This window comes from Streptomyces sp. NPDC048370, from assembly GCF_043200825.1.
In the GTDB taxonomy this organism is placed as follows: domain Bacteria; phylum Actinomycetota; class Actinomycetes; order Streptomycetales; family Streptomycetaceae; genus Streptomyces.
In genome coordinates, this window is record NZ_JBICYI010000014.1 from 179,189 (window position 1) to 203,662 (window position 24,474).

Genomic DNA, 24,474 nt, shown 5'->3' on the forward strand with positions numbered 1-24,474 from the left:
GGACTCGGGAGCGGGCTCAGGAGCAGGCTCAGCGGCGCTCGGACTTGGCGCTGCGCGACATCAGTTCCTTGAGGGCGACGATCGGCGGCTTGCCCTCGTGGACGATCGAGACGACCGTCTCGGTGATCGGCATGTCGACACCGTGGCGGCGGGCCAGATCGAGCACGGACTCGCAGGACTTGACGCCCTCCGCGGTCTGCTTGGTCGCCGCGATGGTCTCCTCCAGGGTCATCCCGCGGCCCAGGTTGGTGCCGAAGGTGTTGTTCCGGGAGAGCGGCGAGGAGCAGGTGGCCACCAGGTCGCCGAGGCCGGCGAGGCCGGAGAACGTCAGCGGGTCGGCGCCCATCGCGAGGCCGAGCCGGGTGGTCTCGGCGAGGCCGCGGGTGATGAGCGTGGCCTTGGAGTTGTCGCCGAGCCCCATGCCGTTGGCGATGCCGACGGCGAGCCCGATGACGTTCTTGACCGCGCCGCCGAGTTCGCAGCCGACGACGTCGGTGCTGGTGTACGGGCGGAAGTAGGGGGTCATGCAGGCGGTCTGGAGCCGCTGGGCGACCGATTCGTCGGCGCAGGCGACGACGGCGCCGGCGGGCTGCCTGGCGGCGATCTCCTTGGCCAGGTTGGGGCCGGTGAGGACGGCGACGCGCTCCGCGGGCACGTCGGCGACCTCCATGATGACCTCGCTCATCCGCTCGGCGGTGCCGAGTTCGACGCCCTTCATGAGGGAGACGAGGACGGTGCCGGGGGCCAGTTTGGGGGCCCACTCGGCGAGGTTGGCGCGCAGGGTCTGCGAGGGCACGACGAGGACGGTGAAGTCGGCGTCGTGGGCGGCCTCCGCGGGGTCCGTCGTGGCCCGGACGTTGGCGGGGAGTTCGATCCCCGGGAGGTAGTCAGGGTTGGTACGGGTGGTGTTGACGGCCTCGACGAGTTCGGCGCGGCGGCCCCAGAGGGTCACGTCGCAGCCCGCGTCGGCGAGCACCATGCCGAAGGCGGTGCCCCAGGATCCGGTTCCGAATACGGCTGCCTTGGTCACTTCGCGCCCTCCCCGGCGGCCTTGCGCCGCTGTTCCAGCCGGGCCTTGCGGTGGTCGTACGGCTCGGCCGGCGCCTGCTCGCCGCGGACGTCCTCCAGGAGCGCGGTGATCGAGGCCATGATGACCTCGGTCGCCTCGCGCAGCACGTCGGGCGTGGGTTCCTTGTCGTAGAAGCGCGAGAGGTCGACGGGCGGACCCGCCTGCACGATCAGCGTCTTGCGGGGGAACAGGCTGAGCTTGTTCTCCTTGGCGTACGGCGGCATCGCGAGGTTGGCGCCCCACTGGGCGACCGGGATGACCGGGACCTTGGTGAGCAGCGCGACGCGGGCGGCACCGGTCTTGCCGGCCATGGGCCACATGTCGGGGTCGCGGGTGAGGGTGCCCTCGGGGTAGAAGGCGACGCACTCGCCGCGCTCGATGGCCTCGACGGCGGCCCGGAAGGCGTCCAGGGCGTTGGTCGTCTCGCGGTAGACGGGAATCTGGCCGGTGCCGCGGAGCATGGTGCCGACGAACGAGCCCTTGAAGAGGCCGGCCTTGGCGAGAAAGCGCGGGACACGTCCGGTGTTGTACTGGAAATGCGCGTAGGACAGCGGGTCCAGATACGAGTTGTGATTGACGGCGGTGATGAATCCGCCGTCGGCCGGAATGTGTTCCGTTCCGCGCCAGTCCCGCTTGAACAGAACCACCAGTGGGGGTTTGGCGATGACCGCCGCCAAGCGGTACCAGAAGCCGATTCTGCGGCGGGACACTCGTGCACCTTCCTCTGGGACTGGCGTGCAGGGGGTCAAGTGTCGCCCCATGCTCCTGGTCTGTCGAGGACACGGTACGCCCCGGCCGGGCGGCCCCGTCGGGCGCCGGGCCTTTCGTTCCGCCGGACGCGGGGGCGTCCCGTCGGGTCACAATGGGCCGCGATGAACACCGATCCGGACGAAGGCTGGTCCCTGGTCGTCCCTCTGAAGCCCCTTGCGCGGGCGAAGAGCAGGCTCGCCGCGGCCGCCGGGGCGCTGCTGCGCCCGCGCCTCGCGCTGGCGTTCGCGCAGGACACGGTGGCCGCGGCGCTGGAGTGCGGACGGGTGCGGGATGTGGTGGTCGTCACGGACGATCCGGCGGCCGCGGCGGCGCTCGCGGCGCTCGGGGCGCGGATCGTGCCCGACTCCCCGGCGGCCGGGCTCAACGCGGCGCTCGCGCACGGGGCGCGGACGGTACGGGACGCCCGGCCGCACGCGCGCGTGGCGGCGCTCAACGCGGACCTTCCCGCGCTGCGCCCCGCCGAGCTGGCGCGGGTCCTGGAGGCCGCCGGAGAATTTCCGCGGACATTTCTCACGGATGCCGCCGAAATAGGTACGACATTCCTCTCGGCGGGACCAGGGGTGGAATTGGCACCTGCTTTCGGGGGTGCTTCACGCTGTCGGCATTTGTCGTCGGGCGCGGTGGAAATACGACTGGCCGGGGTGGATTCGGTACGCAGGGACGTGGACACCGGCGAGGATCTGGCGGCGGCGCTGGCGCTGGGGGTCGGGCCGCGCACGGCCGCCCACTGGGACGGCACCGCCGGTGACCGTGCGGCCGGATAGGCTGCGGACCATGCAGGCGACCGCGTACACGTACGACTCCGAGACCCGCAGCGGCAGTGTGCTGCTCGACGACGGCACCCCGGTGGAGTTCGGGGCCGAGGCCTTCGACGCGGGCGGGCTGCGGCTGCTGCGTCCGGGGCAGCGGGTGCGGATCGAGACGGAGCCGGGCGCCGGGGGCGCGGGGCTGCGGATCACGCTGGTGACGCTGCAGACCCTCTGAACCGATGAACTGACCGAATTCTTTCGGGCCGACTGGGCCAACTGGGCCGACCGGGCGCCGAACAGGGTGCGGACGCGCCGCGGGCCGGCCTCCCCGAGGGGAGCCCGGCCCGGCGCGTGAGTGGCCCTTGGCCCTTGTGCCGCTTACTCCTACTTCTTCGCGGCGGCCTTCTTGGCGGTGGTCTTGCGCGCCGTCGTCTTCTTGGCGGGCGCCTTCTTCGCGGTGGCCTTCTTCGCCGGCGCGGTCTTCTTGGCGACGGTCTTCTTGGCCGCGGCCGTCGTCTTCTTCGCCGGGGACGCCTTCTTGGCCGCCGCCGTGGTCTTCTTGGCTGCGGCGGTGGTCTTCTTGACCGTGGTCTTCTTCGCGGCCGTGGTCTTCTTGACCGCGGTCTTCTTCGCGGGAGTCGCCTTCTTCGCGGCGGCCTTCTTCGCGGTGGTGGCCTTCTTGGCCGCGGCCTTCCTCACGGTCGCGGAGGCGCCGCCCGTGAGGCTGCCCTTGGGCGCCTTCTTGACGGCGACCTCGCCGCCCTTCGGGAGCTTCTTCGAGCCGCTGACCAGGTCCTTGAAGCCCTGACCCGCGCGGAAGCGCGGCACCGAGGTCTTCTTGACCCGGACGCGCTCACCGGTCTGCGGGTTGCGGGCGTACCGGGCGGGGCGGTCGACCTTCTCGAACGAGCCGAAGCCGGTGACCGAAACCCGGTCCCCGCCGACCACGGCACGAACGATCGCGTCCAGAACCGCGTCGACGGCGTCCGCGGCCTGCTGACGGCCGCCGACCTTGTCGGCAATCGCTTCTACGAGCTGCGCCTTGTTCACGTCTTCCCCTTCGGAGACATTGCCAGAACGAAAGTGTTCAAGCTTTTTCGCACGTTAGGCATGTATATACCGCAAATCAAACACGAAACGGGCTAATCACCCTAGTGCCGCAACGCGGAAGTGCCGTTGCGGAGTTCCTGGTGTCAGTCGTCTTCAGGGAATCGGCCCTCGTCGAGGTCCTTCATCAACCGGTCCAGACGCGTTGCCGCGTCCGCGAGATCGTGCTTCGCCGCTGCCGTGACGACCAGCAGCTTCCGGGACAGCGCCATCCTTACGCCCTCCGGGACTTGCAGTTCGCGCACCCTTGTGTGCGCTTCCTTCAATCGGGCGGCGACTGCCTCGTAGAGCTCGAGTTGGCTGTCGCGTTCCATGCACCGATTGTGCCATCTAGGGCGAGTTGTCGCCCGACGGGGTCTCAACAAGCGACTGCGCCCCCCACCGGAGGGTGGGGGGCGCAGTCGTGGAAAAGCGCTGCTCAGACCGTAATTGTACGGGGTTTGAAGGCCGGCCTGGCCGCCTCGTAGGTCGCGATGTCGCCTTCGTTCTGAAGGGTGAGGCTGATGTCGTCCAGACCGTTCAGGAGCCGCCAGCGGGCGTTCTCGTCGAGCTCGAAGTCGGCGTCGATCCCGGCGGCGAGTACCTTCCGCTGCTCCAAGTCAACAGTGATTTCGGCCGTCGGGTCGGCCTCCGTCAGCTCCCAGAGGGCGTCGACGACCTTCTGGTCGAGGACGACGGTCAGCAGACCGTTCTTCAGCGAGTTGCCGCGGAAGATGTCGGCGAACCGGGAGGAGATGACGGTCTTGAAGCCGTAGTTCTGGAGCGCCCAGACGGCGTGTTCCCGGGAGGAGCCCGTACCGAAGTCGGGACCGGCGACCAGGACCGAGGCACCCTGCCGCTCGGGGCGGTTGAGCACGAACTCGGAGTCCTTGCGCCAGGCCTCGAAGAGTCCGTCCTCGAAGCCGTCGCGGGTGACCTTCTTCAGCCAGTGCGCGGGGATGATCTGGTCGGTGTCGACGTTGCTGCGGCGCAGCGGAACGGCCCGGCCGGTGTGCGTGGTGAAAGCTTCCATGGTTCCTCAGACCCCCGCGTGCGTAGCGACGTCGGACAGATCGGCCGGGGAGGCCAGATGGCCCAGTACGGCGGTGGCGGCGGCGACCTGGGGGGAGACCAGGTGGGTGCGGCCGCCCTTGCCCTGCCGGCCCTCGAAGTTGCGGTTGGAGGTGGACGCGGAGCGCTCACCGGGCGCCAGTTGGTCGGGGTTCATGCCCAGACACATCGAGCAGCCCGCGTGCCGCCATTCGGCGCCGGACTCCTTGAAGACCTTGTCCAGGCCCTCCTCGACGGCCTGCAGGGCGACCCGGACCGAGCCGGGAACGACCAGCATCCGCACACCGTCGGCGACCTTGCGGCCCTCCAGGAGGGCGGCGGCGTTGCGCAGGTCCTCGATGCGGCCGTTGGTGCAGGAGCCTACGAAGACGGTGTCGACCTTGATGTCGCGCAGCGGCTGTCCGGCGGTCAACCCCATGTACTCCAGGGCCTTTTCGGCTGCCAGGCGCTCCGAAGCGTCTTCGTACGAAGCCGGGTCGGGGACGTTCGCCGAAAGCGGCGCGCCCTGGCCGGGGTTGGTACCCCAGGTGACGAACGGCGCCAGGGAGGCGGCGTCGATGACGACCTCGGCGTCGAAGACCGCGTCCTCGTCGGACTTCAGGGTGGTCCAGTACGCGACGGCGGCGTCCCAGTCCTCGCCCTCGGGGGCGTGGGCGCGGCCCTTCAGGTACGCGAAGGTGGTCTCGTCGGGGGCGATCATGCCCGCGCGGGCGCCGGCCTCGATCGACATGTTGCAGATGGTCATCCGGGCCTCCATCGAGAGCTTCTCGATGGCGGAGCCGCGGTACTCCAGGATGTAGCCCTGGCCGCCGCCGGTGCCGATCTTGGCGATGATCGCCAGGATCAGGTCCTTGGCGGTGACGTCCTCGGGCAGCTCGCCGTCGACGGTGATCGCCATCGTCTTGGGGCGGGCCAGCGGCAGCGTCTGGGTCGCCAGCACGTGCTCGACCTGGCTGGTGCCGATGCCGAACGCCAGCGCGCCGAAGGCGCCGTGCGTGGAGGTGTGGGAGTCGCCGCAGACCACGGTCGTGCCGGGCTGGGTCAGGCCCAGCTGCGGTCCCACGACGTGGACGACGCCCTGCTCGACGTCGCCCAGCGGGTGCAGACGTACGCCGAACTCGGCACAGTTCTTACGCAGGGTCTCCAACTGTGCGCGGGAGACCGGGTCGGCGATCGGCTTGTCGATGTCGATGGTCGGGGTGTTGTGGTCCTCGGTGGCGATGGTGAGGTCGAGGCGCCGCACCTGCCGGCCGTTCTGGCGCAGGCCGTCGAAAGCCTGGGGGCTGGTCACCTCGTGCAGCAGGTGCAGATCGATGAAGAGGAGGTCGGGCTCGCCCTCGGCGCGCCGGACGACGTGGTCGTCCCAGACCTTCTCCGCGAGTGTCCTACCCATCGCTTTCCCTCCGGCCGACGTGATCGCCGACACAACTAGAGACCCGTTTCGCAAGCCGTTGTGCGGCCGCCTCACCAGGGTCGCAAGTTCCCAGGAAAATTGAACTTGCGTTTCACAGAGTGAGACGTGAATATCGTTGCATGGACAACTCTAGCGGCGTAGGCGTTCTCGACAAGGCAGCCCTTGTCCTGAGCGCCCTGGAGTCCGGTCCGGCCACCCTCGCAGGTCTGGTCGCGGCGACGGGACTCGCACGACCCACGGCACATCGCCTCGCCGTGGCACTGGAACACCACCGGATGGTGGCGCGTGACATGCAGGGCCGGTTCATCCTCGGACCGCGCCTCGCGGAGCTCGCCGCCGCGGCCGGTGAGGACCGCCTGCTCGCCACGGCGGGCCCGGTACTGACGCATCTGCGCGATGTCACCGGCGAGAGCGCGCAGCTCTACCGGCGCCAGGGCGACATGCGCATCTGTGTCGCGGCCGCCGAGCGTCTGTCCGGCCTTCGGGACACCGTCCCGGTCGGCTCGACGCTGACGATGAAGGCCGGCTCCTCGGCGCAGATCCTGATGGCCTGGGAGGAGCCGGAGCGGCTCCACCGCGGCCTTCAGGGCGCCCGCTTCACGGCGACGGCCCTCTCGGGCGTACGGCGCCGCGGCTGGGCCCAGTCGATCGGCGAGCGCGAGCCGGGCGTCGCGTCCGTCTCCGCGCCCGTACGCGGCCCGTCGAACCGCGTGGTGGCCGCCGTGTCGGTCTCCGGTCCGATCGAGCGCCTGACGCGCCACCCGGGCCGTATGCACGCCCAGGCGGTCATCGACGCGGCCGCCCGCCTCTCCGAGGCGCTCCGCCGCACCGGCTGACCGTTCGGTTCCCTTCCCTGTTCGTCCCGGCCCACCGCTTCAACGCCGCAGCGGTGGGCCGGAGTTGTGTCCAGGGGCGGTCGCGCAGGGAACAGCGAAGAAGCCCTCCCCCGAAGGGAAGGGCTTCCTCGTTCTTGTACCCCCGACCGGATTCGAACCGGCGCTACCGCCTTGAGAGGGCGGCGTGCTAGGCCGCTACACAACGGGGGCCTTGCGGATGAGATCCGCGTACGATGCAGATGGGCTCTGCGAGCTGGCCTACCAGGACTCGAACCTAGAATGACGGTACCAGAAACCGTAGTGTTGCCAATTACACCATAGGCCATGGTGGTTTAGACCAGTACCCCCGACCGGATTCGAACCGGCGCTACCGCCTTGAGAGGGCGGCGTGCTAGGCCGCTACACAACGGGGGCCCTAGCGATCCTGCATCGAGTTCACCGGGTGCGACCCAGGTGATCCCGCGGGAAGGATCTGTACCCCCGACCGGATTCGAACCGGCGCTACTGCCTTGAGAGGGCAGCGTGCTAGGCCGCTACACAACGGGGGCTTTGCGGATCTGGAATCCGCGTGGTGCAGATGAGCTCTGCGAGCTGGCCTACCAGGACTCGAACCTAGACTAACGGAACCAGAAACCGTCGTGCTGCCAATTACACCATAGGCCACCAAAACGCGACCCCCCGCGAAGGGGATCTTGTTCGGGTTGTGCTCCGGTGGGTTTCTGCCTTTCGGCTTGCTCCCCTCGGCGCAGGAAGAACATTACCTGAAGGTGTCCGGCGCTCCAAAACGGGTTGTCCCGCGCAGCAGGCCCGGCAGCTGGTGGAGGTCGGTGATCCGGGTCAGTTCGGGTCGGCCGCCGGTGTCGGCCCGGTCCAGCCAGATGCCACGGAGCCCCGCCCCTTCCGCCCCGGTGGCGTCGATGTCCGGCTGGTCCCCGACGTACGCCACCTCACCCGGGGCCAGGCCGAGGGCGTCGCAGGCGGCGTGGAAGGCCTCCGCGGCCGGCTTGGCCACCCCGAGTTCCGCCGCGCAGACGACGGCCTCGAAGCGGTCCCGTACGCCCAGCACGCGCAGTTTGCGGTCCTGGTTGTGGATCGAGGAGTTCGACAGGACGGCGTGACGGTAGTCACCCGCGAGCAGGTCGAGCACGGGGAGGGCGTCGGGGAAGAGCTCCCAGGCCGCCTCGTAGTGCGCGACGTACCGCGCGAACCAGGCGTCGGCCTCGGCGTCGGTCAGGCCTGGCGCCACGAGGAAGTCCCGTACGCGCTCGCGCCGCTGGTCCTGGAAGTCCACCCCGCCCGCCTCGAAGCGGCGCCAGTGGACGACGGTGAGCTCCTGCCAACGACGGAGGGCCTGGTCGACGGAGTCGAATCCGTCCACCAGGCCCTCGGCCGCGAGATGGTCGCGCATGCCGGTCAGGTCGGCACGGGAGTAGTCGAAGAGGGTGTCGTCGACGTCCCAGAGGATCGCGCGGATGGCCATGGGACCGAATCTACTCGCGCGGGGTCACCGGTCGACCAGATCCATCGATCTCCGGCCGATCCGGTCGGCGAACGACAGGTGCCGGCCGTCCAGCATCAGCGGCAGGATCAGGTCGCACGTCGCCCGGGCGTCGAACCACATCGTTCCCCGGTGGGGGCCCGTGACGACGAGCAGGGTCGAGAAGCCGCAGCCGTGCTCCTGGATACACACCGATCCCGACGTCTTGTACTCCTGCAGGACCTCGTACTCGCCGTCCCAGGCCGTCCAGGCCACGTTGTGCGCGCGGAGACGCGGCGGAGACGCCGGAGGGGCGACGACCGGTGTGGTCGTCGCCCCTCCGGCGTCGTGCGGGTGCCGTTACGCGGCCAGCTTCGCCAGGGCCGCGTCGATGCGGGTCAGGGTCTTCTCCTTGCCCAGGATCTCCAGGGACTCGAAGAGCGGCAGGCCGATCGTGCGGCCGGTGACGGCGACGCGGACCGGGGCCTGGGCCTTGCCGAGCTTCAGGCCGTGCTCCTCGCCCGCGGCCAGGACGGCGTTCTTGAGCGACTCGGGGTCGTTCCAGTCCGCCGTCTCCAGCTTGGCGCGGGCGGTGGTCAGCAGGGCCGCGGGCTCGCCCTTCATGGCCTTGTCCCACGAGGGCTGGTCGAAGACCGGCTCGGGCAGGAAGAGGAAGTCCACGTTGGCCGTGATGTCCGAGAGGACCGTGACGCGGGTCTGGGCGTGCGGGGCGATGGCCTCCCACGCGGCGCGGTCGAAGTCCTCCGGGGCCCAGTTGGCGTGCGGGGCCTGGAGCCAGGGCTCGCAGGCCTCGGCGAAGGCCTTCACGTCCAGCATGCGGATGTGGTCGGCGTTGATCGACTCGGCCTTCTTCAGGTCGAAGCGCGCCGGGTTCGCGTTGACGTCGGCGATGTCGAACTTCTCGACCATCTGCTCGATGGTGAAGATGTCCTCGTCCGCCGAGAACGACCAGCCCAGAAGGGAGAGGTAGTTCAGGAGGCCCTCGCGGAGGAAGCCGCGCTCCCGGTAGAGGTTGAGGGAGGCCTGCGGGTCGCGCTTGGAGAGCTTCTTGTTGCCCTCGCCCATCACGTACGGCAGGTGGCCGAAGGAGGGGATCTCCTTGGCGACGCCCAGCTCGATCAGCGCCTTGTAGAGCGCGATCTGGCGCGGGGTGGAGGAGAGCAGGTCCTCGCCGCGCAGGACGTGGGTGATCTCCATGAGGGCGTCGTCGACCGGGTTGACCAGGGTGTACAGCGGGGCGCCGTTGGCGCGCACGATGCCGTAGTCCGGGACGTTGTCCGGGGTGAAGGTGAGCTCGCCGCGGACCAGGTCGGTGAAGGTGATCGGCTCGTCGGGCATCTTGAAGCGGACGATCGACTCGCGGCCCTCGGCGCGGTAGCGCTCGATGCGCTCGGCGGTCAGGTTGCGGCAGGTGCCGTCGTAGCCGGAAGGCTTGCCGGCCAGGCGGGCGGCGTCACGGCGGGCCTCGAGCTCCACGGCGGTGCAGAAGCAGTGGTAGGCGTGACCGGCGGCGAGCAGCTTCTCGGCGACGTCCTTGTAGATGTCCATCCGCTGCGACTGGCGGTACGGCTCGTGGGGGCCGCCGATCTCCGGGCCCTCGTCCCAGTCGAGACCGAGCCAGCGCATCGAGTCGAGGAGCTGCTGGTACGACTCCTCGGAGTCGCGCGCCGCGTCGGTGTCCTCGATGCGGAAGACCATGGTGCCCTGGTTGTGCCGGGCGAAGGCCCAGTTGAACAGGGCGGTGCGGACCAGACCCACGTGGGGGTTGCCGGTCGGCGAGGGACAGAAACGGACGCGGATATTCGCGTTAGCCACGCTTGATCACCTTGTTGGTGAGAGTGCCGATGCCTTCGATGGTGACGGCGACCTCGTCGCCGACGTTGAGGGGGCCGACCCCGGCGGGGGTGCCGGTGAGGATGACGTCACCCGGGAGCAGCGTCATGGCCTCGGTGATGTGGACGACCAGGTCCTCGATGGAGCGGACCATGTCGCTCGTACGACCGAGCTGGCGCTGTTCGCCGTTGACCGTGGCCTGGATGGTGAGGTCGCTCGGGTCGAGGTCCGTCTCCACCCAGGGGCCCAGCGGGCAGCTGGTGTCGAAGCCCTTGGCCCGGGCCCACTGCTTCTCGCGCTGCTGCGCGTCGCGCGCGGTGACGTCGTTGGCGCAGGTGTAGCCGAAGATGACGTCCTTGACCCGCTCCCGCGGAACCTCGCGGCACATGCGGCCGATGACCACGGCCAGCTCGGCCTCGTGGTGCAGTTCGTTCGAGAAGGAGGGGTACTCGATGGCGTCGCCGGGGCCGATCACGGACGTGGTCGGCTTGAAGAAGGCGACGGGGACGTCCGGGACCTCGTTGCCGAGTTCGGCGGCGTGCTCCGCGTAGTTGCGGCCGATGGCCACGACCTTGTTGGGGAGCACGGGCGGCAGGAGCCGTACCTTGCTGACCGGGACCTTGGTGCCGCTCAGCTCGAAGTCGGTGTACGGGATGCCCTTGATGATGTCGAGGACGAGGCCGCCGGACTCGACGGTTCCCTCGCCCTCGACGGCGCCGAAGGCGACATTGCCGTCGATGGAGAATCTGGCGATGCGCACGAGTGCTGTCGCCCCTCACTTGGTACTTGCTGGAGTCTGACGCTCCAGGCTAACGCGGCAAGGGGCGGCCGCCCGCGTATTACTGTGCGGGCTGAGCGACCGCGGGGGCGGTCATGAGGACCGTGCGGCGCGGGTTGGCCGTCTGCGTGGGGAGATCGAGCGCGTGCTCCGGCTGCGCGCCGCGGCCGAGCAGCTCGGCGTCCTCGAGGTGGGCGAGGGTGGTGCGGCGGGGGTTGGCCGTGGAGCGGAGCAGCATCGTCGTCTTCATCGGGCGCCTTTACAGAGCGGATGGTTTGTAAAGCGTCAGGCTAAACGTGTCATTCCCTTCGAATGCATGGGGAAGGCAACGACGCCGGTGTGAGTTTGCTCACCACAGCGGTGACAATCCAGGCATTACGGACCGTCATGCGAGGTCACAGAAACGGACAATGCGCCACTGAATGTTCCATTCCGCTCCTGATCATGTCGACTGGGACAACGCCGCTCCATGACTCTTTGGAGCTAATAAGTCCGATTCCTCCGTGATCATCTTCTACATGGGGTGACATGCTGTGCACGAATTGTCATGCGACCCGGGCCCCGACACGCGGGCCTTGTTGGAGATCCGGCACTGTGCTGGAATTCCACGCACCGCCGCGGTTTGGAGCCGGCGCGCAGGGGGCGCAACGCAGCGCCGGGTGAGCGGCGGGGAAGGGGGAACTGCGCCGGTCATCGACGACCACCACTGGGACGCAATCGCGCCCCGAGACGCCGACACCGTCCACTCCGTTCACGCGGAAGGACGCCTGGTCCAGAGGTTGCGACGCTAGTGCAGGGACGATTCAAGAGGGACAGCGCTGCTGCCGAGCAGGAGCCTCGCGCCGGGACCGACCGCGCCCAGAACCCGGGCCAGGGTCCGGCCGGCGAGGGCGGTGACGGTGCCACGCGCAACGGCACCGCGAACGCCTCCTCCGAGTCCACCGCCCCGGCCGCCAAGAAGCCCCGGGCCGAGAACGAGGTCGGGCCTCGAATAGCCCTGCGCAACTGGCGCATCTCGACGCGACTGGTCGCCCTGCTGACCCTCCCCGTGGTCGCGGCCACCAGCCTCGGCGGCATCCGCATCAGCGAGTCGCTCCAGGACATGGAGCAGCTCGACCACATGCAGCTGCTCACCAAGCTGACCGAAGAGGCCACCGACCTCGCCAAGGCCCTCCAGGCCGAGCGCGACTGGTCGGCCGGCCCGCTGGCCAACGGCAAGTCGGCCAACGACTACCAGGTCGCCAACCCGCGCAAGAACACCGACCGGGCCCAGAAGGCGTTCATGGACGCCACCTCGGAGATCCCGGCCACCGAGGGCGACGAGGCGCTGCAGAGCATCCGCCAGAACGTCAGCCAGATCGCCTCCCAGGTCGTCCAGATCGGCGGCATCCGCACGGAGGCGTACAAGGCGGGCGTCGCGAACTCGGTGACGGTCGAGGCGTACAGCCGACTGATCCGCTCGCTGCTCAGCCTCTCCCAGGACATGGCGCAGGCGACCAGCAACCCCGAGATGATCAAGCGGACCCGGGCGCTCGCCGCCTTCTCGTCCGCCAAGGAGTACGCCTCCGTCCAGCAGGCGATCATCGCCGCCGCGCTCCCGTCGAGCGACAGCCGGCCCGGCAAGCTGCAGCAGGGCGACCGCCTCTACGGCTACGCCGCGCAGCAGGGCGAGAAGGTCGAGCTCAAGCAGTTCCAGACCATCTACGAGTCCGCCGGTGGCGACGCCGACCAGCTGACCAACTCGCTGACCAGCGGCAACCCCTCGATCGACGCGGCCGACAAGTACGCGGACCGGGTGCTGTCCCACGACACCGGCATGGCCCGTCACGCCGCCCGTGGTCACCTGAACTTCACGGACGAGTACGGCACCAAGATCCAGGCCATGAACGTCATCGAGGCCGACCTCCTCGACAAGATGGAGACCAAGGCCCGTGAGCTGCGCGCCGAGTCGCAGCGCGAAGCGATCATCAACGGTGCGCTGATCCTCCTCGTCCTCGGCGTCTCCCTCGTCGGCGCCTTCGTCGTGGCCCGGTCCATGATCCGCTCGCTGCGCCGACTGCAGGACACCGCCACCAAGGTCGCCCAGGACCGTCTGCCCGAGCTCGTCAAGCAGCTCTCCGAGTCGGACCCGCAGGACGTCGACACCTCCGTCGAGTCCGTCGGTGTGCACTCCCGGGACGAGATCGGCCAGGTGGCCGCGGCCTTCGACGACGTGCACCGCGAGGCGGTCCGCCTCGCCGCCGAGCAGGCCCTCCTCCGGGGCAACGTCAACGCGATGTTCACCAACCTCTCGCGCCGCTCCCAGGGCCTCATCCAGCGTCAGCTCTCGCTCATCTCCGAACTGGAGTCCCGCGAGGCCGACCCGGACCAGCTCTCCTCGCTCTTCAAGCTCGACCACCTCGCGACCCGTATGCGCCGTAACGGCGAGAACCTCCTCGTCCTCGCCGGTGAGGAGCCGGGCCGCCGGTGGACCCGCCCGGTCCCGCTGGTCGACGTGCTCCGCGCCGCCGCCTCCGAGGTGGAGCAGTACGAGCGCATCGAACTGGCCGCCGTGCCCGCGACCGAGGTCGCCGGCCGCGTCGTCAACGACCTCGTGCACCTCCTCGCCGAGCTGCTCGAGAACGCCACGTCGTTCTCCTCGCCGCAGACCAAGGTCCGGGTCACCGGTCACGCGCTGCCCGACGGCCGTGTGCTCGTCGAGATCCACGACACCGGCATCGGCCTCTCCCCCGAGGACCTCGCCGCGATCAACGAGCGGCTCGCATCGCCGCCCACCGTGGACGTCTCCGTCTCCCGCCGCATGGGTCTGTTCGTGGTCGGCCGTCTGTCCCTGCGACACGGCATCCGCATCCAGCTGCGCCCCTCGGACTCCGGCGGCACCACCGCGCTCGTCATGCTCCCGGTCGACGTCGCCCACGGCGGCAAGAAGCCCGCGCCCAAGCCGGGTGCCGGTGGCCAGGGCGCGATGGGCCAGGCTCCCTCCGCCCCGGGTGGCCGCCTGACCGGTGGTCCCGGCTCGGCCGGCGGCCCCGGCACCGGTGGCCGTCCGGGCATCGGCAGCGCTCCCACGGGGTCGGCCGCCGGCCGACTCGCCGCCGGAGCGGGCGCCGCCCGCGGTCAGGTCGGCGCGGGCAGCGGTCCGCGCGCGGCTCTGCCCGGTCGCGACGGCGTGCCGCGTCAGAACGGTCCGCAGGACCGGGACCGGGCGCAGGGTGGCCAGGCTCCGCAGCAGCAGCCCCAGCCGCAGACCGCTCAGATGCCGCAGGTCTCCCCGGACCCGCAGCAGCAGCGTCCGGGCCTCGGCGCCGGTGGCTTCGGCGGCGCGCAGAGCGCCATCCCCTCGCGTACGGACGTGTGGGGCGGCGGCCAGAAGGGCCAGGGCCAGAGCGGTCCCGGCCAGGGCGGTCCCGGCCAGGGCGGTCCCGGCCAGGGCGGTCCCGGCCAGGGCGGTCCCGGCCAGGGCAACCAGGGTCAGCAGCAGCCTCAGCAGGGCCAGGGCAACCAGGCTCCGCAGGGCGGTTACCCGCGCGCCGAGCTGCCCGGGGGCAACCCGCAGCAGCAGCGCCCGCAGTCCACGAGCTGGGGCAACGACCAGGCGCAGCCGGTCCGCCGCCCGCAGCAGGAGATGTCGCCGCTGGACGCCCCGCGCGGTCACGAGGAGCCGGAGAGCACGGGCCAGTTCGCCCGTCCCGCGGCGCCTCAGGGCCCCGGCTCCACGGGCCAGTTCCCGCGCCCGGACTTCGGCCGCCAGCAGCAGACGCCCCAGCAGGCCCCGCAGGCGTACCAGCCCGGACCGCAGGACCCGGCGTCCACCGCCCAGTTCCCGCGCCCGGACTTCGGCCAGCCGCAGCAGGCCCCGCAGCAGCAGCCTTCTCAGTACCAGCAGCAGGCCCCGCAGGCTCCGGCTCCGCGCCAGCGCGGCGGCGGCGACTACGGTGCGCCCCGCCCGGCCGGGAACCTGCCCCAGCAGCCGCAGCAGCCTCAGCTCCAGCAGCCCCGTCAGCCCGAGGCGCTTCCGCCGGCCGGTAGCTCGGCCGACGCGCGTACCCCGCTGTACGACACGCTGGAGACCAACTGGTTCAACCAGACCCAGGGCAACCAGGGTCAGGGCGGACCGGCCAACCAGGGCCAGGACGGCTACGGTCAGCAGGCGCCTCAGGCCCAGGCCTCGCAGGCTCCGGCCGCACCGCAGCAGCCGGCTCCCCAGCGCCGCCCCGCCCCGCAGCAGCAGGGCGAAGGCGCCGGCGGTCAGCAGCAGGCCGGGCCCGCCTCCTGGCGGACCTCGCCCAACGACGAGTTGGTGCGCCAGGCCGAGCGGGTCCGCAAGCCGGCGGCCGGGGGGATCACCACCTCCGGGCTGCCCAAGCGCGTTCCTCGCGCCAACCTCGTACCCGGGACCGCGCAGGAGCAGGCCCACACGGCCGGCCCTCAGGTCTCGCGTGCACCCGATGACGTCCGCGGCCGGCTCACCAATCTGCGCCGCGGCATCCAGCAGGGCCGCCAGGCGGGCAACTCCACCACGGGCACCTTCCCCACCGGCCCCACCCACCAGCAGGAGCGTTAGTTGAGCGCGATGAGCCAGGCGGCGCAGAATCTGAACTGGTTGATCACCAACTTCGTGGACAACACCCCAGGGGTGTCCCACACGGTGGTGGTCTCCGCCGACGGTCTGCTCCTTGCCATGTCGGAAGGATTCCCCCGCGACCGCGCCGACCAGTTGGCGGCGGTCGCGTCCGGGCTGACCTCGCTGACCGCGGGGGCGTCCCGGATCTTCGAGGGCGGACCCGTCGCCCAGACGGTCGTGGAGATGGAGCGCGGCTTCCTCTTCCTGATGTCCGTCTCCGACGGTTCCTCGCTGGCCGTGCTCGCGCACCCGGAGTGCGACATCGGCCTCGTGGGCTACGAGATGACGCTGCTGGTCGACCGGGCCGGCAGTGTCCTCACCCCGGATCTCCGCGCCGAGCTCCAGGGCAGCCTGCTGCACTAGACCCGTACCGTTGCACGTTGCGACAGGGCGGTACGCCCCTCCGTACCGCCCTGGGCACCAGAAACCGTCCGGCCGCCCCATCCGGCCCCCCACCGGCCCCATCAGACGGCATGAACACGTGCCGTCACGCCCGGAGGATTCATGACCCCGCCCCCCGCCTCTCACGATCCGTACGGCGCCTCCCTCGACGAGTCGTACGGACATGAGGGCGACCAGCCGCTGGTCCGGCCCTACGCCATGACCGGCGGCCGGACCCGGCCGAGGTACCAACTCGCCATAGAGGCCTTGGTCAGCACCACGGCCGACCCGGCGCATCTCGCCACCCTGCTCCCGGAGCACCAGCGGATCTGCCACCTGTGCCGCGAGGTCAAGTCGGTGGCAGAGGTGTCGGCGCTGCTGTCGATGCCGCTCGGTGTGGCCCGGATCCTCGTCGCCGACCTGGCGGAGGCGGGCATGGTGGCGATCCACCAGCCGGGCAACGGAGAGGCCGGCGGCACGCCGGACGTGACACTGCTCGAAAGGGTGCTCAGTGGACTTCGCAAGCTCTAGCGGCGGTGCGGCCCGGTCGACCACCAGCGCGAAGATCGTGGTGGCGGGTGGCTTCGGCGTGGGCAAGACCACGTTCGTCGGCGCCGTCTCTGAGATCAACCCGCTGCGTACCGAGGCCGTGATGACCTCGGCCTCGGCCGGTATCGACGACCTCACGCACACCGGGGACAAGACCACCACAACGGTGGCGATGGACTTCGGCCGCATCACCCTGGACCAGGACCTGATCCTGTACCTCTTCGGTACGCCGGGTCAGGACCGCTTCTGGTTCATGTGGGACGACCTGGTGCGCGGCGCGATCGGCGCCATCGTCCTGGTCGACACCCGCCGTCTCGCCGACTGCTTCCCGGCGGTCGACTACTTCGAGAACAGCGGCCTGCCGTTCGTCGTCGCGCTGAACGGGTTCGAGGGCCACCAGCCGTACAACCCGGAGGAGGTCCGCGAGGCCCTCCAGATCGGCCCGGACACCCCGATCATCACCACGGACGCCCGCCATCGCGCGGACGCCAAGAGCGCGCTGATCACGCTCGTGGAGCACGCGCTGATGGCACGACTCAAATAGGAGAACGCGTACGGAAGTTGTCGTACGCCCTTCGGGAGGCGGTCTGTGTCGTTCGACACGGTCCGCCTCCGCGTTCATAACGTTTCGACAGAGAATTGCGGCGTCACGGACACCCGATGCATCCGATCGGTACCACTGCGCTCACCTGAGCCCCGTCATTTGGCGGGGCTCGTTCTTTATGCCCGTTTTATCTGGGCCGCAGGTAGGTGAAAACCGAAGCTCAGGGCTGTTTGGATGGCAGCCCTTTCACGTGCTGCAATTCATGAACTCCCGAGTAGTACGGCCCTGAACGAAACACCGGCACAACGTAGGTGCCGACGCCGAGAGGTTGTTGGTCGAGTGAGGCGAAGCAAGGAAAGCTCCGCGGAGCAGCAGGCGCGAGGCAACTTCACGCCGCCGGCCCGCATGGTGCCCGCGCCCGCAGAGGTACCCGCGACGCCCCAGGCCCCGAGCGGCAAGGGGAGCTCCAGCAAGCTGTCCCCCCGCAACTGGCGGGTGGCGACCAGGCTGAACGCGATCCTCCTCATACCCGTGCTCGTCGGCCTGGTCATGGGCGGCTTCCAGGTGAACGGGGCGATCAACACCTGGCAGGAGGCCCAGAACGCCGAGAAGACGGCGCTGATCGTGCGCGCCGCCTCGGAGTACAGCCAGGCACTGCTCGACGAGCGCGACCTGACCGCCGCTCCCCTGCTGACGGCCAAGACCGCCGAGGACCGCAAGAGCGACGAGGTCACCAAGGCGTACGCCGCCACCGACGCCGCCAAGCTGAAGTTCGACGAGGCCGTCAAGGACATGCCGGAGGGCGAGGGCCTCGAGCGCCGCCTGAAGCTGTTCCAGGACGAGGAGCCCGAGCTCAAGAAGATCCGGGCGGCCGCCTACACCGCGGCCCTGGACCCCGTGAACACCCAGCTCGGCTACACCTCCGTCCAGCACTACCTGATGGAGTTCTCCAACGAGCTCGGTCTCGGCACCACCAACGTCACCGCCTACGGCCGGACGCTCTACGCCGTCCAGCTCGCCAAGGGCGCCGCGTCGCTCCAGCGCTCGATCGGCACCCAGCTCCTCGTCCGGCCCAGCCAGAAGGACGCGGTCTTCGCCCAGCAGTCGGTGGCGCTGAACTCGTACAACTACCTGGAGCAGATCGCCCTCGGCGAGTACAACTCCGGTGGTACCCAGGCGGACGTGGACCGGCTCAGGGAGGTCATGTCCGCGAAGGCCGCCGAGGGCGAGAAGAAGATGCAGGCGGCCGGCATCACCCTGCCCAAGGGCGCCGACGGCTCCGTCTTCACCGGGATGGCCAAGAAGATCGGTTCCGCCAAGGACGCCGAGGCGATCGCGGACCTCCGCAAGGAGGGCATCACGCCCGAGACCTGGATGGCGGTGGCCACCGGCAAGTTCGACGGCTACACCGAGGTCGAGAAGGAGCTCGTCGACAAGGCCGTGGCCGAGGCCGCCGACATCTCTTCGGGCGCCCAGACCGACGCCTACGTCATCGGTGGCATCGTCGTCGTCGCGCTCCTCGCCGCCTTCATCATCGCCGGGATGATGGCCCGGCAGATGAGCCGCTCGATGCGCGAGCTGCGCACCGCCGCCTTCGCCGTCGCCGAGCAGCGCCTGCCGATGCTGGTCGACCAGCTCTCCCGGACCGAGCCGGGCCGGGTGGACACCCGCGTCCAGCCGATCCCGATCGACACCCAGGACGAGATCGGCGAGGTCGCCCGCGCCTTCGACCAGGTCCACCGCGAGGCCGTCCGGCTCGCCGCCGAGCAGGCCATGCTGCGGGGCAACGTCAACGCGATCTTCACCAACCTCTCGCGCCGCAACCAGTCGCTGATCGAGGGCCAGCTGACCCTCATCACCGACCTGGAGAACAACGAGGCCGACCCGGACCAGCTGGAGAACCTCTTCAAGCTGGACCACCTGGCGACCCGTATGCGCCGTAACGGCGAGAACCTCCTCGTCCTCGCCGGCGAGGAGCCGGGCCGCCGCTGGGACCAGCCGGTGCCGCTGGTCGACGTGATGCGTGCCGCCTCCTCCGAGGTGGAGCAGTACGAGCGCATCGAGCTGGCCGGTGTCCCGGAGGCCGAGATCCACGGCCAGGCCGTGACCGACCTCGTGCACCTGCTCGCCGAGCTCCTGGAGAACGCCACCACGTTCTCCTCCCCGCAGACCAAGGTCCGCGTCACCGCGACCCGGCTGCCCGACGGCCGCGTGATGGTCGAGATCCACGACAAGGGCATCGGCCTCACCGCCGAGGACTTCGCGGACATCAACCACAAGCTGGCCAACCCGCCGACCGTGGACGCCGCCGTCTCGCAGCGCATGGGTCTCTTCGTGGTCGGCCGTCTCGCCGACCGGCACGGGGTCCGTGTCCAGCTGCGCCCCTCGGGCGAGCAGGCCGGTACGACCTCGCTCGTCATGCTGCCGGACGCGATCACCCACGGTGGTGGTGGCGAGCAGCTGCCCGAGAACGACTTCACGGTCTCGCAGATCATCCCGCAGCAGCACCAGCACGCCTTCGAGCCGGTGCAGCCGCAGATGCGGACCGCGGCGGAGCTCGGCTTCGACGACTCCCGCTACGAGCAGCCCGCGGACGACCGCCAGCTCGACCCGGTGAACCGTTCGCTGATGCGCGAGGAGCGCCGGGCGGCCCTGGAGTCGCAGGCGCAGGGCGGCGAGCGTCCGCTGTTCCGGGACGAGGTCGACCCCTCGCACCAGGGCTACGCGCCGCAGGAGCAGGAGTACGGGCAGCAGCAGGAGTACGGCCAGGAGTACGGGCAGCAGGAGCAGGAGTACGCCCAGGAGTACGCGGGCGACTTCGGCGGGCAGCCTCAGCAGGCCCAGCAGCACGACGGTTACGACTACTCCCAGCAGGGCTACGACGGCTACGGCCAGCCCGCCGGCGGGTACTCGGAGACCGGCTATGCGGAACCTGCCTATCAGGGTCAGGACGCCGAGCAGGCCTCGTACGAGCACGCCTACGAGCCCCAGGGCCAGCAGGCGGAGTGGCCCGGTCAGAGCGCGTACCAGGGTGGCTACGAGCAGAGCTACGGAGCGGAAGCGGAATCTGCTCCCAGCGCTCCCGAACCGGCTCCCGAGCGCGTAGGCTTCGACCGTCCGGGTTCGACTCCGAACCCCACCCCGGACGCCGGCCACGCGCTGACCGACGCCGGTCTGCCGCGGCGCGGCAGCACCGCCGCTCAGGGTCCGCAGCCCACGCGGCAGACGGTCCAGCAGCCGGCGCCGGTACAGCAGAACGACGCCGACGGTTCCGACGAATGGCGCTCGACGAACGACGAGCGCTGGCAGCGGGCCGAGAAGCTCCGCGACCCGAAGGCGGGCGGGGTCACCTCCTCCGGTCTTCCGAAGCGGGTCCCCAAGGCCAATCTGGTCGAGGGCACGGCGGAGCAGACCCCGCAGGGCGGCCCCCAGGTCTCCCGCGCCCCTGAGGACGTCCGGGGCAGGTTGAGCAACCTGCGCCGCGGTGTCCAGCAGGGACGCAGCGCGGGAACGGACACGAACGGATCGGGCCTCGGCCCGGGCAGTACCTACAACCAGGAGCGTTAGTGTGAGCATGAGCCAGGCGGCGCAGAATCTGAACTGGTTGATCACCAACTTCGTGGACAACACCCCAGGGGTGTCGCACACGGTGGTGGTCTCCGCCGACGGACTCCTGCTGGCGATGTCCGAGGGGTTCCCCCGGGACCGCGCCGACCAGCTGGCGGCCGTCGCCTCCGGACTGACCTCGCTGACCGCGGGCGCGTCCCGGATCTTCGAGGGCGGTGCGGTCAACCAGACGGTCGTGGAGATGGAGCGCGGCTTCCTCTTCATCATGTCCGTCTCCGACGGCTCCTCCCTGGCCGTGCTCGCGCACCCGGAGGCCGACATCGGTCTCGTGGGTTACGAGATGGCCCTGCTCGTCGATCGTGCGGGCAGTGTCCTGACGCCTGACCTCCGGGCGGAACTGCAGGGAAGTCTTCTCAACTAACAGACAGACAGTGCGTTTCACGCCACCGCACCGTAAGGTGCGGTGGCGCGGCTCCACAGGGACATGGACCGCGAGGCAGTCGGAGGAGGAGACGTGGGGACACCCCCGGGCGGACACCCGTACAACGGTTTTGACGCGCACGCGCAGGGAGAGGCCGCGCAGAACCGGTTCAACTTCCCCTCTGCCCCGAGCAGACAGGGCATGCAGCAGCCCTACCAGCCCCCGCAGGCGCAGCAGTCGCCGATGGGTGGGCCCGCGGCCCAGCGGAACCCGGGCGGCGCGGCCGGCTCGGGCGGTTCGGGCGGCCGTCAGGGCGGGACCCACAACCCGCTCGTGCGCCCTTACGCCATGACCGGCGGCCGGACCCGGCCGCGTTACCAGCTCGCCATCGAGGCGCTGGTCAGCACGACGGCCGATCCGGCCCGGCTGCAGGGGCAGTTGCCCGAGCACCAGCGGATCTGCCGCCTGTGCATCGAGATCAAGTCGGTCGCCGAGATCTCGGCACTTCTCTCCATCCCCCTCGGCGTTGCCCGGATCCTCGTCGCCGACCTGGCCGAGGCCGGACTTGTCGCCATTCACCAGCCCGGCGGCGACGAGGCCGCCGGCGGCCAGCCGGCCGTGACACTGCTCGAAAGGGTGCTCAGTGGACTTCGCAAGCTCTAGCGGCGGCGCGGCCCGTTCAACCACCAGCGCGAAGATCGTGGTGGCGGGTGGCTTCGGCGTGGGCAAGACCACGTTCGTCGGCGCCGTCTCTGAGATCAACCCGCTGCGTACCGAGGCCGTCATGACGTCTGCGTCCGCGGGCATCGACGACCTCACGCACACCGGCGACAAGACGACGACGACTGTCGCGATGGACTTCGGCCGTATCACCCTGGACCAGGACCTGATCCTGTACCTCTTCGGTACGCCCGGTCAGGACCGTTTCTGGTTCATGTGGGACGACCTGGTCCGCGGCGCGATCGGCGCCGTCGTGCTCGTGGACACCCGCCGTCTCGCCGACTGCTTCCCCGCGGTCGACTACTTCGAGAACAGCGGCCTGCCGTTCGTCATCGCGCTCAACGGGTTCGACGGCCACCAGCCGTACAACCCGGAGGAGGTCCGCGAGGCCCTCCAGATCGGCCCGGACACCCCGATCATCACCACCGACGCCCGCCACCGCGCGGACGCCAAGAGCGCGCTGATCACGCTCGTGGAGCACGCGCTGATGGCACGCCTGCGGTAGCTCTCCGACGGACTGCCGTACGAAAGGGCCCGCCCGCACCGATCCGGTGCGGCGGGCCCTTCGTCGTGGCAGGACCTGCCCCGCGGGACCCCGTGCATGGCGAAGGCCCCCCGTTCCCTTGCGGGTGCGGGGGGCCTTCGGTGGCGCTGGGGTCAGCCCTGCCAGGAGTGGGAGGGGCGGAAGCCCGACTGGCGCTCCAGGCGGCGCCAGCCGGCCGTGGAGCGGCCTGACGTGGCGTCGTCCGTGGGCTGGGCGGCGGCGCGGGCGAGGAGGACGGCGGTGATCGCGGCCAGCTCCTCGGGGTCGGCGTGGCCCTTCTCGACGCGGAGAAGGTTGGCTGTGGCAGGCGTGGTCACTTCTGTGGGCTCCTCTTACTGAGGCGGGTTGCCGTGCTTGCGGGACGGCAGGTCGGCGTGCTTGGTGCGGAGCATGGCGAGGGAGCGGATGAGGACCTCCCGCGTCTCCACGGGGTCGATCACGTCGTCGACCAGACCGCGCTCCGCGGCGTAGTACGGGTGCATCAGCTCGGCCTTGTACTCCTTGACCATGCGCGCCCGCATGGCGTCCGAGTCCTCGGCCTCCGCGATCTGCTTGCGGAAGATGACGTTGGCGGCACCTTCGGCGCCCATCACCGCGATCTCGTTGGTGGGCCAGGCGTACGTGAGGTCGGCGCCGATGGACTGGGAGTCCATCACGATGTACGCGCCGCCGTACGCCTTGCGCAGGATCAGGCTGATCCGGGGCACGGTCGCGTTGCAGTACGCGTACAGCAGCTTCGCGCCGTGGCGGATGATTCCACCGTGCTCCTGGTCGACGCCCGGCAGGAAGCCGGGTACGTCCAGAAGGGTGACGATCGGGATATTGAAAGCATCGCACATCTGGACGAAACGGGCAGCCTTCTCCGAGGCCTCGATGTCCAGGACGCCGGCCAGCGACTGCGGCTGGTTGGCGACGATGCCGACGACCTGACCGTCCAGACGGGCCAGCGCGCAGATGATGTTGCGGGCCCAGCGCTCGTGGATCTCCAGGTAGTCGCCGTCGTCGACGAGCTCCTCGATCACCTTGTGCATGTCGTACGGACGGTTGCCGTCGGCCGGGACCAGGTCGAGCAGGACGTCCGAGCGGCGGTCCGCCGGGTCCTCGGAGGCCACGGTCGGCGGGTTCTCGCGGTTGTTCTGCGGCAGCATCGACAGGAGGTAGCGCACCTCGGCGATGCAGGTCTCCTCGTCGTCGTACGCGAAGTGCGCGACGCCGCTGGTCTCGGCGTGCACGTCCGCGCCGCCGAGGCCGTTCTGGGTGATCTCCTCGCCGGTGACCGCCTTGACGACGTCCGGTCCGGTGATGAACATCTGCGAGGTCTCGCGGACCATGAAGACGAAGTCCGTGAGCGCGGGCGAGTAGGCGGCGCCGCCGGCGCACGGGCCGAGCATCACCGAGATCTGCGGGATGACGCCCGAGGCGCGGGTGTTGCGCTGGAAGATGCCGCCGTAGCCGGCGAGCGCGGAGACGCCCTCCTGGATACGGGCGCCCGCGCCGTCGTTGAGGGAGACCAGCGGCGCACCGGCCGCGATCGCCATGTCCATGATCTTGTGGATCTTGGTGGCGTGGGCCTCGCCCAGGGCGCCGCCGAAGATCCGGAAGTCGTGTGCGTAGACGAAGACCGTACGGCCCTCGACCGTGCCCCAGCCGGTGATGACACCGTCGGTGTACGGCTTCTTGGCCTCCAGGCCGAAGCCGGTGGCGCGGTGCCGGCGCAGCTGCTCGACCTCGTTGAAGGAACCAGGGTCGAGCAGCAGCTCGATGCGCTCACGAGCGGTGAGCTTGCCCTTGGCGTGCTGCGCCTCGGTCGCCCGGTCGCTCGGTCCGCGCCGGGCCTCCTCGCGCAGGGCGTGCAGCTCGGCCACACGGCCTCGGGCGTCGGTCGGCTCGCTCGGGATCTGGTCCACAACGGTCATGTACCGACCCTACGAAGTCGACCAAGCAAATCCCGCCGTTGACTCCGTACAGTCTCCCGCGTCGAATCCTGGTGGGGTAGGACAGAACCAGGTACCCACCGGA

General features: G+C 69.9%; 24 protein-coding genes and 5 tRNA genes. 11 read left to right on the plus strand and 18 right to left on the minus strand.

Features of this window, described 5'->3' with window-relative positions; genetic code table 11:
- Positions 1–28: 28 nt before the first annotated feature.
- Together ACGFYP_RS27445 and ACGFYP_RS27450 are read right to left on the minus strand one after the other, a co-directional pair.
- On the minus strand, positions 29–1,030 hold the full coding sequence (locus tag ACGFYP_RS27445; protein ID WP_393498798.1) for an NAD(P)H-dependent glycerol-3-phosphate dehydrogenase: 1,002 nt from the start codon (positions 1,028–1,030) through the stop codon (positions 29–31).
- Entirely contained in the window at positions 1,027–1,779 is a 753-nt protein-coding gene (locus ACGFYP_RS27450) for a lysophospholipid acyltransferase family protein (protein WP_361959065.1), read from the minus strand. Before ACGFYP_RS27450 ends, ACGFYP_RS27445 begins: the two co-directional genes overlap by 4 nt.
- Before the next feature lie 162 nt (positions 1,780–1,941).
- Between ACGFYP_RS27450 and cofC the strand changes: the two genes are divergently transcribed.
- Positions 1,942–2,604: a 2-phospho-L-lactate guanylyltransferase gene (cofC, locus tag ACGFYP_RS27455; RefSeq protein WP_393498802.1), complete on the plus strand. Its 663-nt coding sequence runs from the start codon at positions 1,942–1,944 to the stop codon at positions 2,602–2,604.
- 10 nt (positions 2,605–2,614) lie between these two features.
- Positions 2,615–2,824: a hypothetical protein gene (locus ACGFYP_RS27460; RefSeq protein ID WP_361959071.1), complete on the plus strand. Its 210-nt coding sequence runs from the start codon at positions 2,615–2,617 to the stop codon at positions 2,822–2,824.
- 149 nt (positions 2,825–2,973) lie between these two features.
- On the opposite strand, the gene ACGFYP_RS27465 is transcribed toward ACGFYP_RS27460, so the two are convergent.
- From ACGFYP_RS27465 to leuC, 4 genes are all read right to left on the minus strand, one after another.
- Positions 2,974–3,639 (minus strand): HU family DNA-binding protein, encoded by a 666-nt coding sequence (locus tag ACGFYP_RS27465; protein WP_393498806.1) that lies wholly within the window; start codon positions 3,637–3,639, stop codon positions 2,974–2,976.
- 143 nt (positions 3,640–3,782) lie between these two features.
- Entirely contained in the window at positions 3,783–4,010 is a 228-nt protein-coding gene (locus ACGFYP_RS27470) for a hypothetical protein (RefSeq protein ID WP_260227783.1), read from the minus strand.
- A 104-nt stretch (positions 4,011–4,114) separates the two neighbouring features.
- Entirely contained in the window at positions 4,115–4,708 is a 594-nt protein-coding gene (gene leuD / locus ACGFYP_RS27475) for a 3-isopropylmalate dehydratase small subunit (RefSeq protein WP_393498810.1), read from the minus strand.
- A 6-nt stretch (positions 4,709–4,714) separates the two neighbouring features.
- Positions 4,715–6,139, minus strand: a complete 1,425-nt coding sequence (gene leuC / locus ACGFYP_RS27480; protein ID WP_361959080.1) for a 3-isopropylmalate dehydratase large subunit — start codon at positions 6,137–6,139, stop codon at positions 4,715–4,717.
- A gap of 140 nt (positions 6,140–6,279) precedes the next feature.
- Here leuC and ndgR point away from each other — a divergent pair, with 140 nt between their 5' ends.
- A complete protein-coding gene (gene ndgR, locus ACGFYP_RS27485; protein ID WP_015036427.1) occupies positions 6,280–6,996 on the plus strand; it encodes an IclR family transcriptional regulator NdgR in 717 nt (238 codons plus the stop codon).
- 137 nt (positions 6,997–7,133) lie between these two features.
- Here ndgR and ACGFYP_RS27490 read toward each other — a convergent pair.
- The 10 genes from ACGFYP_RS27490 to ACGFYP_RS27535 form a co-directional block, all read right to left on the minus strand.
- Positions 7,134–7,206, minus strand: a tRNA-Glu gene (locus ACGFYP_RS27490).
- Positions 7,207–7,249: 43 nt separating this feature from the next.
- Positions 7,250–7,321, minus strand: a tRNA-Gln gene (locus ACGFYP_RS27495).
- Between the two features lie 16 nt (positions 7,322–7,337).
- Positions 7,338–7,410: transfer RNA gene (locus ACGFYP_RS27500), tRNA-Glu, on the minus strand.
- Between the two features lie 61 nt (positions 7,411–7,471).
- Positions 7,472–7,544, minus strand: a tRNA-Glu gene (locus tag ACGFYP_RS27505).
- 43 nt (positions 7,545–7,587) lie between these two features.
- A tRNA-Gln gene (locus tag ACGFYP_RS27510) sits at positions 7,588–7,659 on the minus strand.
- A gap of 94 nt (positions 7,660–7,753) precedes the next feature.
- Positions 7,754–8,476 carry an HAD family hydrolase gene (locus ACGFYP_RS27515; protein WP_393498815.1) on the minus strand — a complete coding sequence of 241 codons (723 nt, stop codon included), beginning with the start codon at positions 8,474–8,476 and terminating at the stop codon, positions 7,754–7,756.
- Between the two features lie 24 nt (positions 8,477–8,500).
- Positions 8,501–8,749: a hypothetical protein gene (locus ACGFYP_RS27520; protein WP_393498818.1), complete on the minus strand. Its 249-nt coding sequence runs from the start codon at positions 8,747–8,749 to the stop codon at positions 8,501–8,503.
- An 84-nt stretch (positions 8,750–8,833) separates the two neighbouring features.
- Positions 8,834–10,309, minus strand: a complete 1,476-nt coding sequence (gene gltX, locus ACGFYP_RS27525; RefSeq protein ID WP_393498820.1) for a glutamate--tRNA ligase — start codon at positions 10,307–10,309, stop codon at positions 8,834–8,836.
- A complete protein-coding gene (locus tag ACGFYP_RS27530) occupies positions 10,302–11,087 on the minus strand; it encodes a fumarylacetoacetate hydrolase family protein (RefSeq protein WP_361959095.1) in 786 nt (261 codons plus the stop codon). The genes gltX and ACGFYP_RS27530 overlap by 8 nt, the downstream gene beginning before the upstream one ends.
- A 79-nt stretch (positions 11,088–11,166) precedes the next feature.
- Positions 11,167–11,355, minus strand: coding sequence for a hypothetical protein (locus tag ACGFYP_RS27535; RefSeq protein ID WP_361959098.1), 189 nt, complete (start codon positions 11,353–11,355; stop codon positions 11,167–11,169).
- Positions 11,356–11,895: 540 nt separating this feature from the next.
- Between ACGFYP_RS27535 and ACGFYP_RS27540 the strand changes: the two genes are divergently transcribed.
- The 8 genes from ACGFYP_RS27540 to ACGFYP_RS27575 all read left to right on the plus strand — a co-directional run bounded on the left by ACGFYP_RS27540 (position 11,896) and on the right by ACGFYP_RS27575 (position 22,416).
- Positions 11,896–15,669 carry a nitrate- and nitrite sensing domain-containing protein gene (locus tag ACGFYP_RS27540; protein ID WP_393498825.1) on the plus strand — a complete coding sequence of 1,258 codons (3,774 nt, stop codon included), beginning with the start codon at positions 11,896–11,898 and terminating at the stop codon, positions 15,667–15,669.
- Positions 15,670–15,678: 9 nt separating this feature from the next.
- The gene (locus ACGFYP_RS27545; protein ID WP_030325548.1) at positions 15,679–16,092 is read left to right on the plus strand and encodes a roadblock/LC7 domain-containing protein; all 414 of its coding nucleotides are present in this window, start codon (positions 15,679–15,681) and stop codon (positions 16,090–16,092) included.
- A 141-nt stretch (positions 16,093–16,233) separates the two neighbouring features.
- Positions 16,234–16,641 (plus strand): DUF742 domain-containing protein, encoded by a 408-nt coding sequence (locus ACGFYP_RS27550; protein WP_147979834.1) that lies wholly within the window; start codon positions 16,234–16,236, stop codon positions 16,639–16,641.
- The gene (locus ACGFYP_RS27555) at positions 16,622–17,203 is read left to right on the plus strand and encodes an ATP/GTP-binding protein (RefSeq protein WP_362003483.1); all 582 of its coding nucleotides are present in this window, start codon (positions 16,622–16,624) and stop codon (positions 17,201–17,203) included. The genes ACGFYP_RS27550 and ACGFYP_RS27555 overlap by 20 nt, the downstream gene beginning before the upstream one ends.
- 339 nt (positions 17,204–17,542) lie before the next feature.
- Complete coding sequence (locus ACGFYP_RS27560; protein WP_393498830.1) at positions 17,543–20,770, plus strand: nitrate- and nitrite sensing domain-containing protein; 3,228 nt, start codon at positions 17,543–17,545, stop codon at positions 20,768–20,770.
- Positions 20,771–20,777: 7 nt separating this feature from the next.
- On the plus strand, positions 20,778–21,191 hold the full coding sequence (locus ACGFYP_RS27565) for a roadblock/LC7 domain-containing protein (RefSeq protein WP_053725133.1): 414 nt from the start codon (positions 20,778–20,780) through the stop codon (positions 21,189–21,191).
- A gap of 93 nt (positions 21,192–21,284) precedes the next feature.
- Complete coding sequence (locus tag ACGFYP_RS27570) at positions 21,285–21,854, plus strand: DUF742 domain-containing protein (RefSeq protein ID WP_393498834.1); 570 nt, start codon at positions 21,285–21,287, stop codon at positions 21,852–21,854.
- Positions 21,835–22,416 carry an ATP/GTP-binding protein gene (locus ACGFYP_RS27575; RefSeq protein ID WP_050791473.1) on the plus strand — a complete coding sequence of 194 codons (582 nt, stop codon included), beginning with the start codon at positions 21,835–21,837 and terminating at the stop codon, positions 22,414–22,416. The genes ACGFYP_RS27570 and ACGFYP_RS27575 overlap by 20 nt, the downstream gene beginning before the upstream one ends.
- Before the next feature lie 152 nt (positions 22,417–22,568).
- On the opposite strand, the gene ACGFYP_RS27580 is transcribed toward ACGFYP_RS27575, so the two are convergent.
- Both ACGFYP_RS27580 and ACGFYP_RS27585 read right to left on the minus strand, forming a co-directional pair.
- A complete protein-coding gene (locus tag ACGFYP_RS27580) occupies positions 22,569–22,772 on the minus strand; it encodes an acyl-CoA carboxylase subunit epsilon (protein WP_393498837.1) in 204 nt (67 codons plus the stop codon).
- 15 nt (positions 22,773–22,787) lie between these two features.
- Positions 22,788–24,371: an acyl-CoA carboxylase subunit beta gene (locus ACGFYP_RS27585; protein ID WP_315895625.1), complete on the minus strand. Its 1,584-nt coding sequence runs from the start codon at positions 24,369–24,371 to the stop codon at positions 22,788–22,790.
- Positions 24,372–24,474 lie beyond the last annotated feature (103 nt).

Coding starts and splice junctions, on each gene's coding strand:
- cofC (WP_393498802.1), top strand. CDS start 1,942: ATGAACACCGATCCGGACGAAGGCTGGTCCCTGGTCGTCCCTCTGAAG.
- ACGFYP_RS27565 (WP_053725133.1), top strand. CDS start 20,778: ATGAGCCAGGCGGCGCAGAATCTGAACTGGTTGATCACCAACTTCGTG.
- leuC (WP_361959080.1), bottom strand. CDS start 6,139: ATGGGTAGGACACTCGCGGAGAAGGTCTGGGACGACCACGTCGTCCGG.
- ACGFYP_RS27515 (WP_393498815.1), bottom strand. CDS start 8,476: ATGGCCATCCGCGCGATCCTCTGGGACGTCGACGACACCCTCTTCGAC.
- ndgR (WP_015036427.1), top strand. CDS start 6,280: ATGGACAACTCTAGCGGCGTAGGCGTTCTCGACAAGGCAGCCCTTGTC.
- ACGFYP_RS27550 (WP_147979834.1), top strand. CDS start 16,234: ATGACCCCGCCCCCCGCCTCTCACGATCCGTACGGCGCCTCCCTCGAC.
- leuD (WP_393498810.1), bottom strand. CDS start 4,708: ATGGAAGCTTTCACCACGCACACCGGCCGGGCCGTTCCGCTGCGCCGC.
- ACGFYP_RS27460 (WP_361959071.1), top strand. CDS start 2,615: ATGCAGGCGACCGCGTACACGTACGACTCCGAGACCCGCAGCGGCAGT.
- ACGFYP_RS27585 (WP_315895625.1), bottom strand. CDS start 24,371: ATGACCGTTGTGGACCAGATCCCGAGCGAGCCGACCGACGCCCGAGGC.
- ACGFYP_RS27470 (WP_260227783.1), bottom strand. CDS start 4,010: ATGGAACGCGACAGCCAACTCGAGCTCTACGAGGCAGTCGCCGCCCGA.
- ACGFYP_RS27535 (WP_361959098.1), bottom strand. CDS start 11,355: ATGAAGACGACGATGCTGCTCCGCTCCACGGCCAACCCCCGCCGCACC.
- ACGFYP_RS27545 (WP_030325548.1), top strand. CDS start 15,679: ATGAGCCAGGCGGCGCAGAATCTGAACTGGTTGATCACCAACTTCGTG.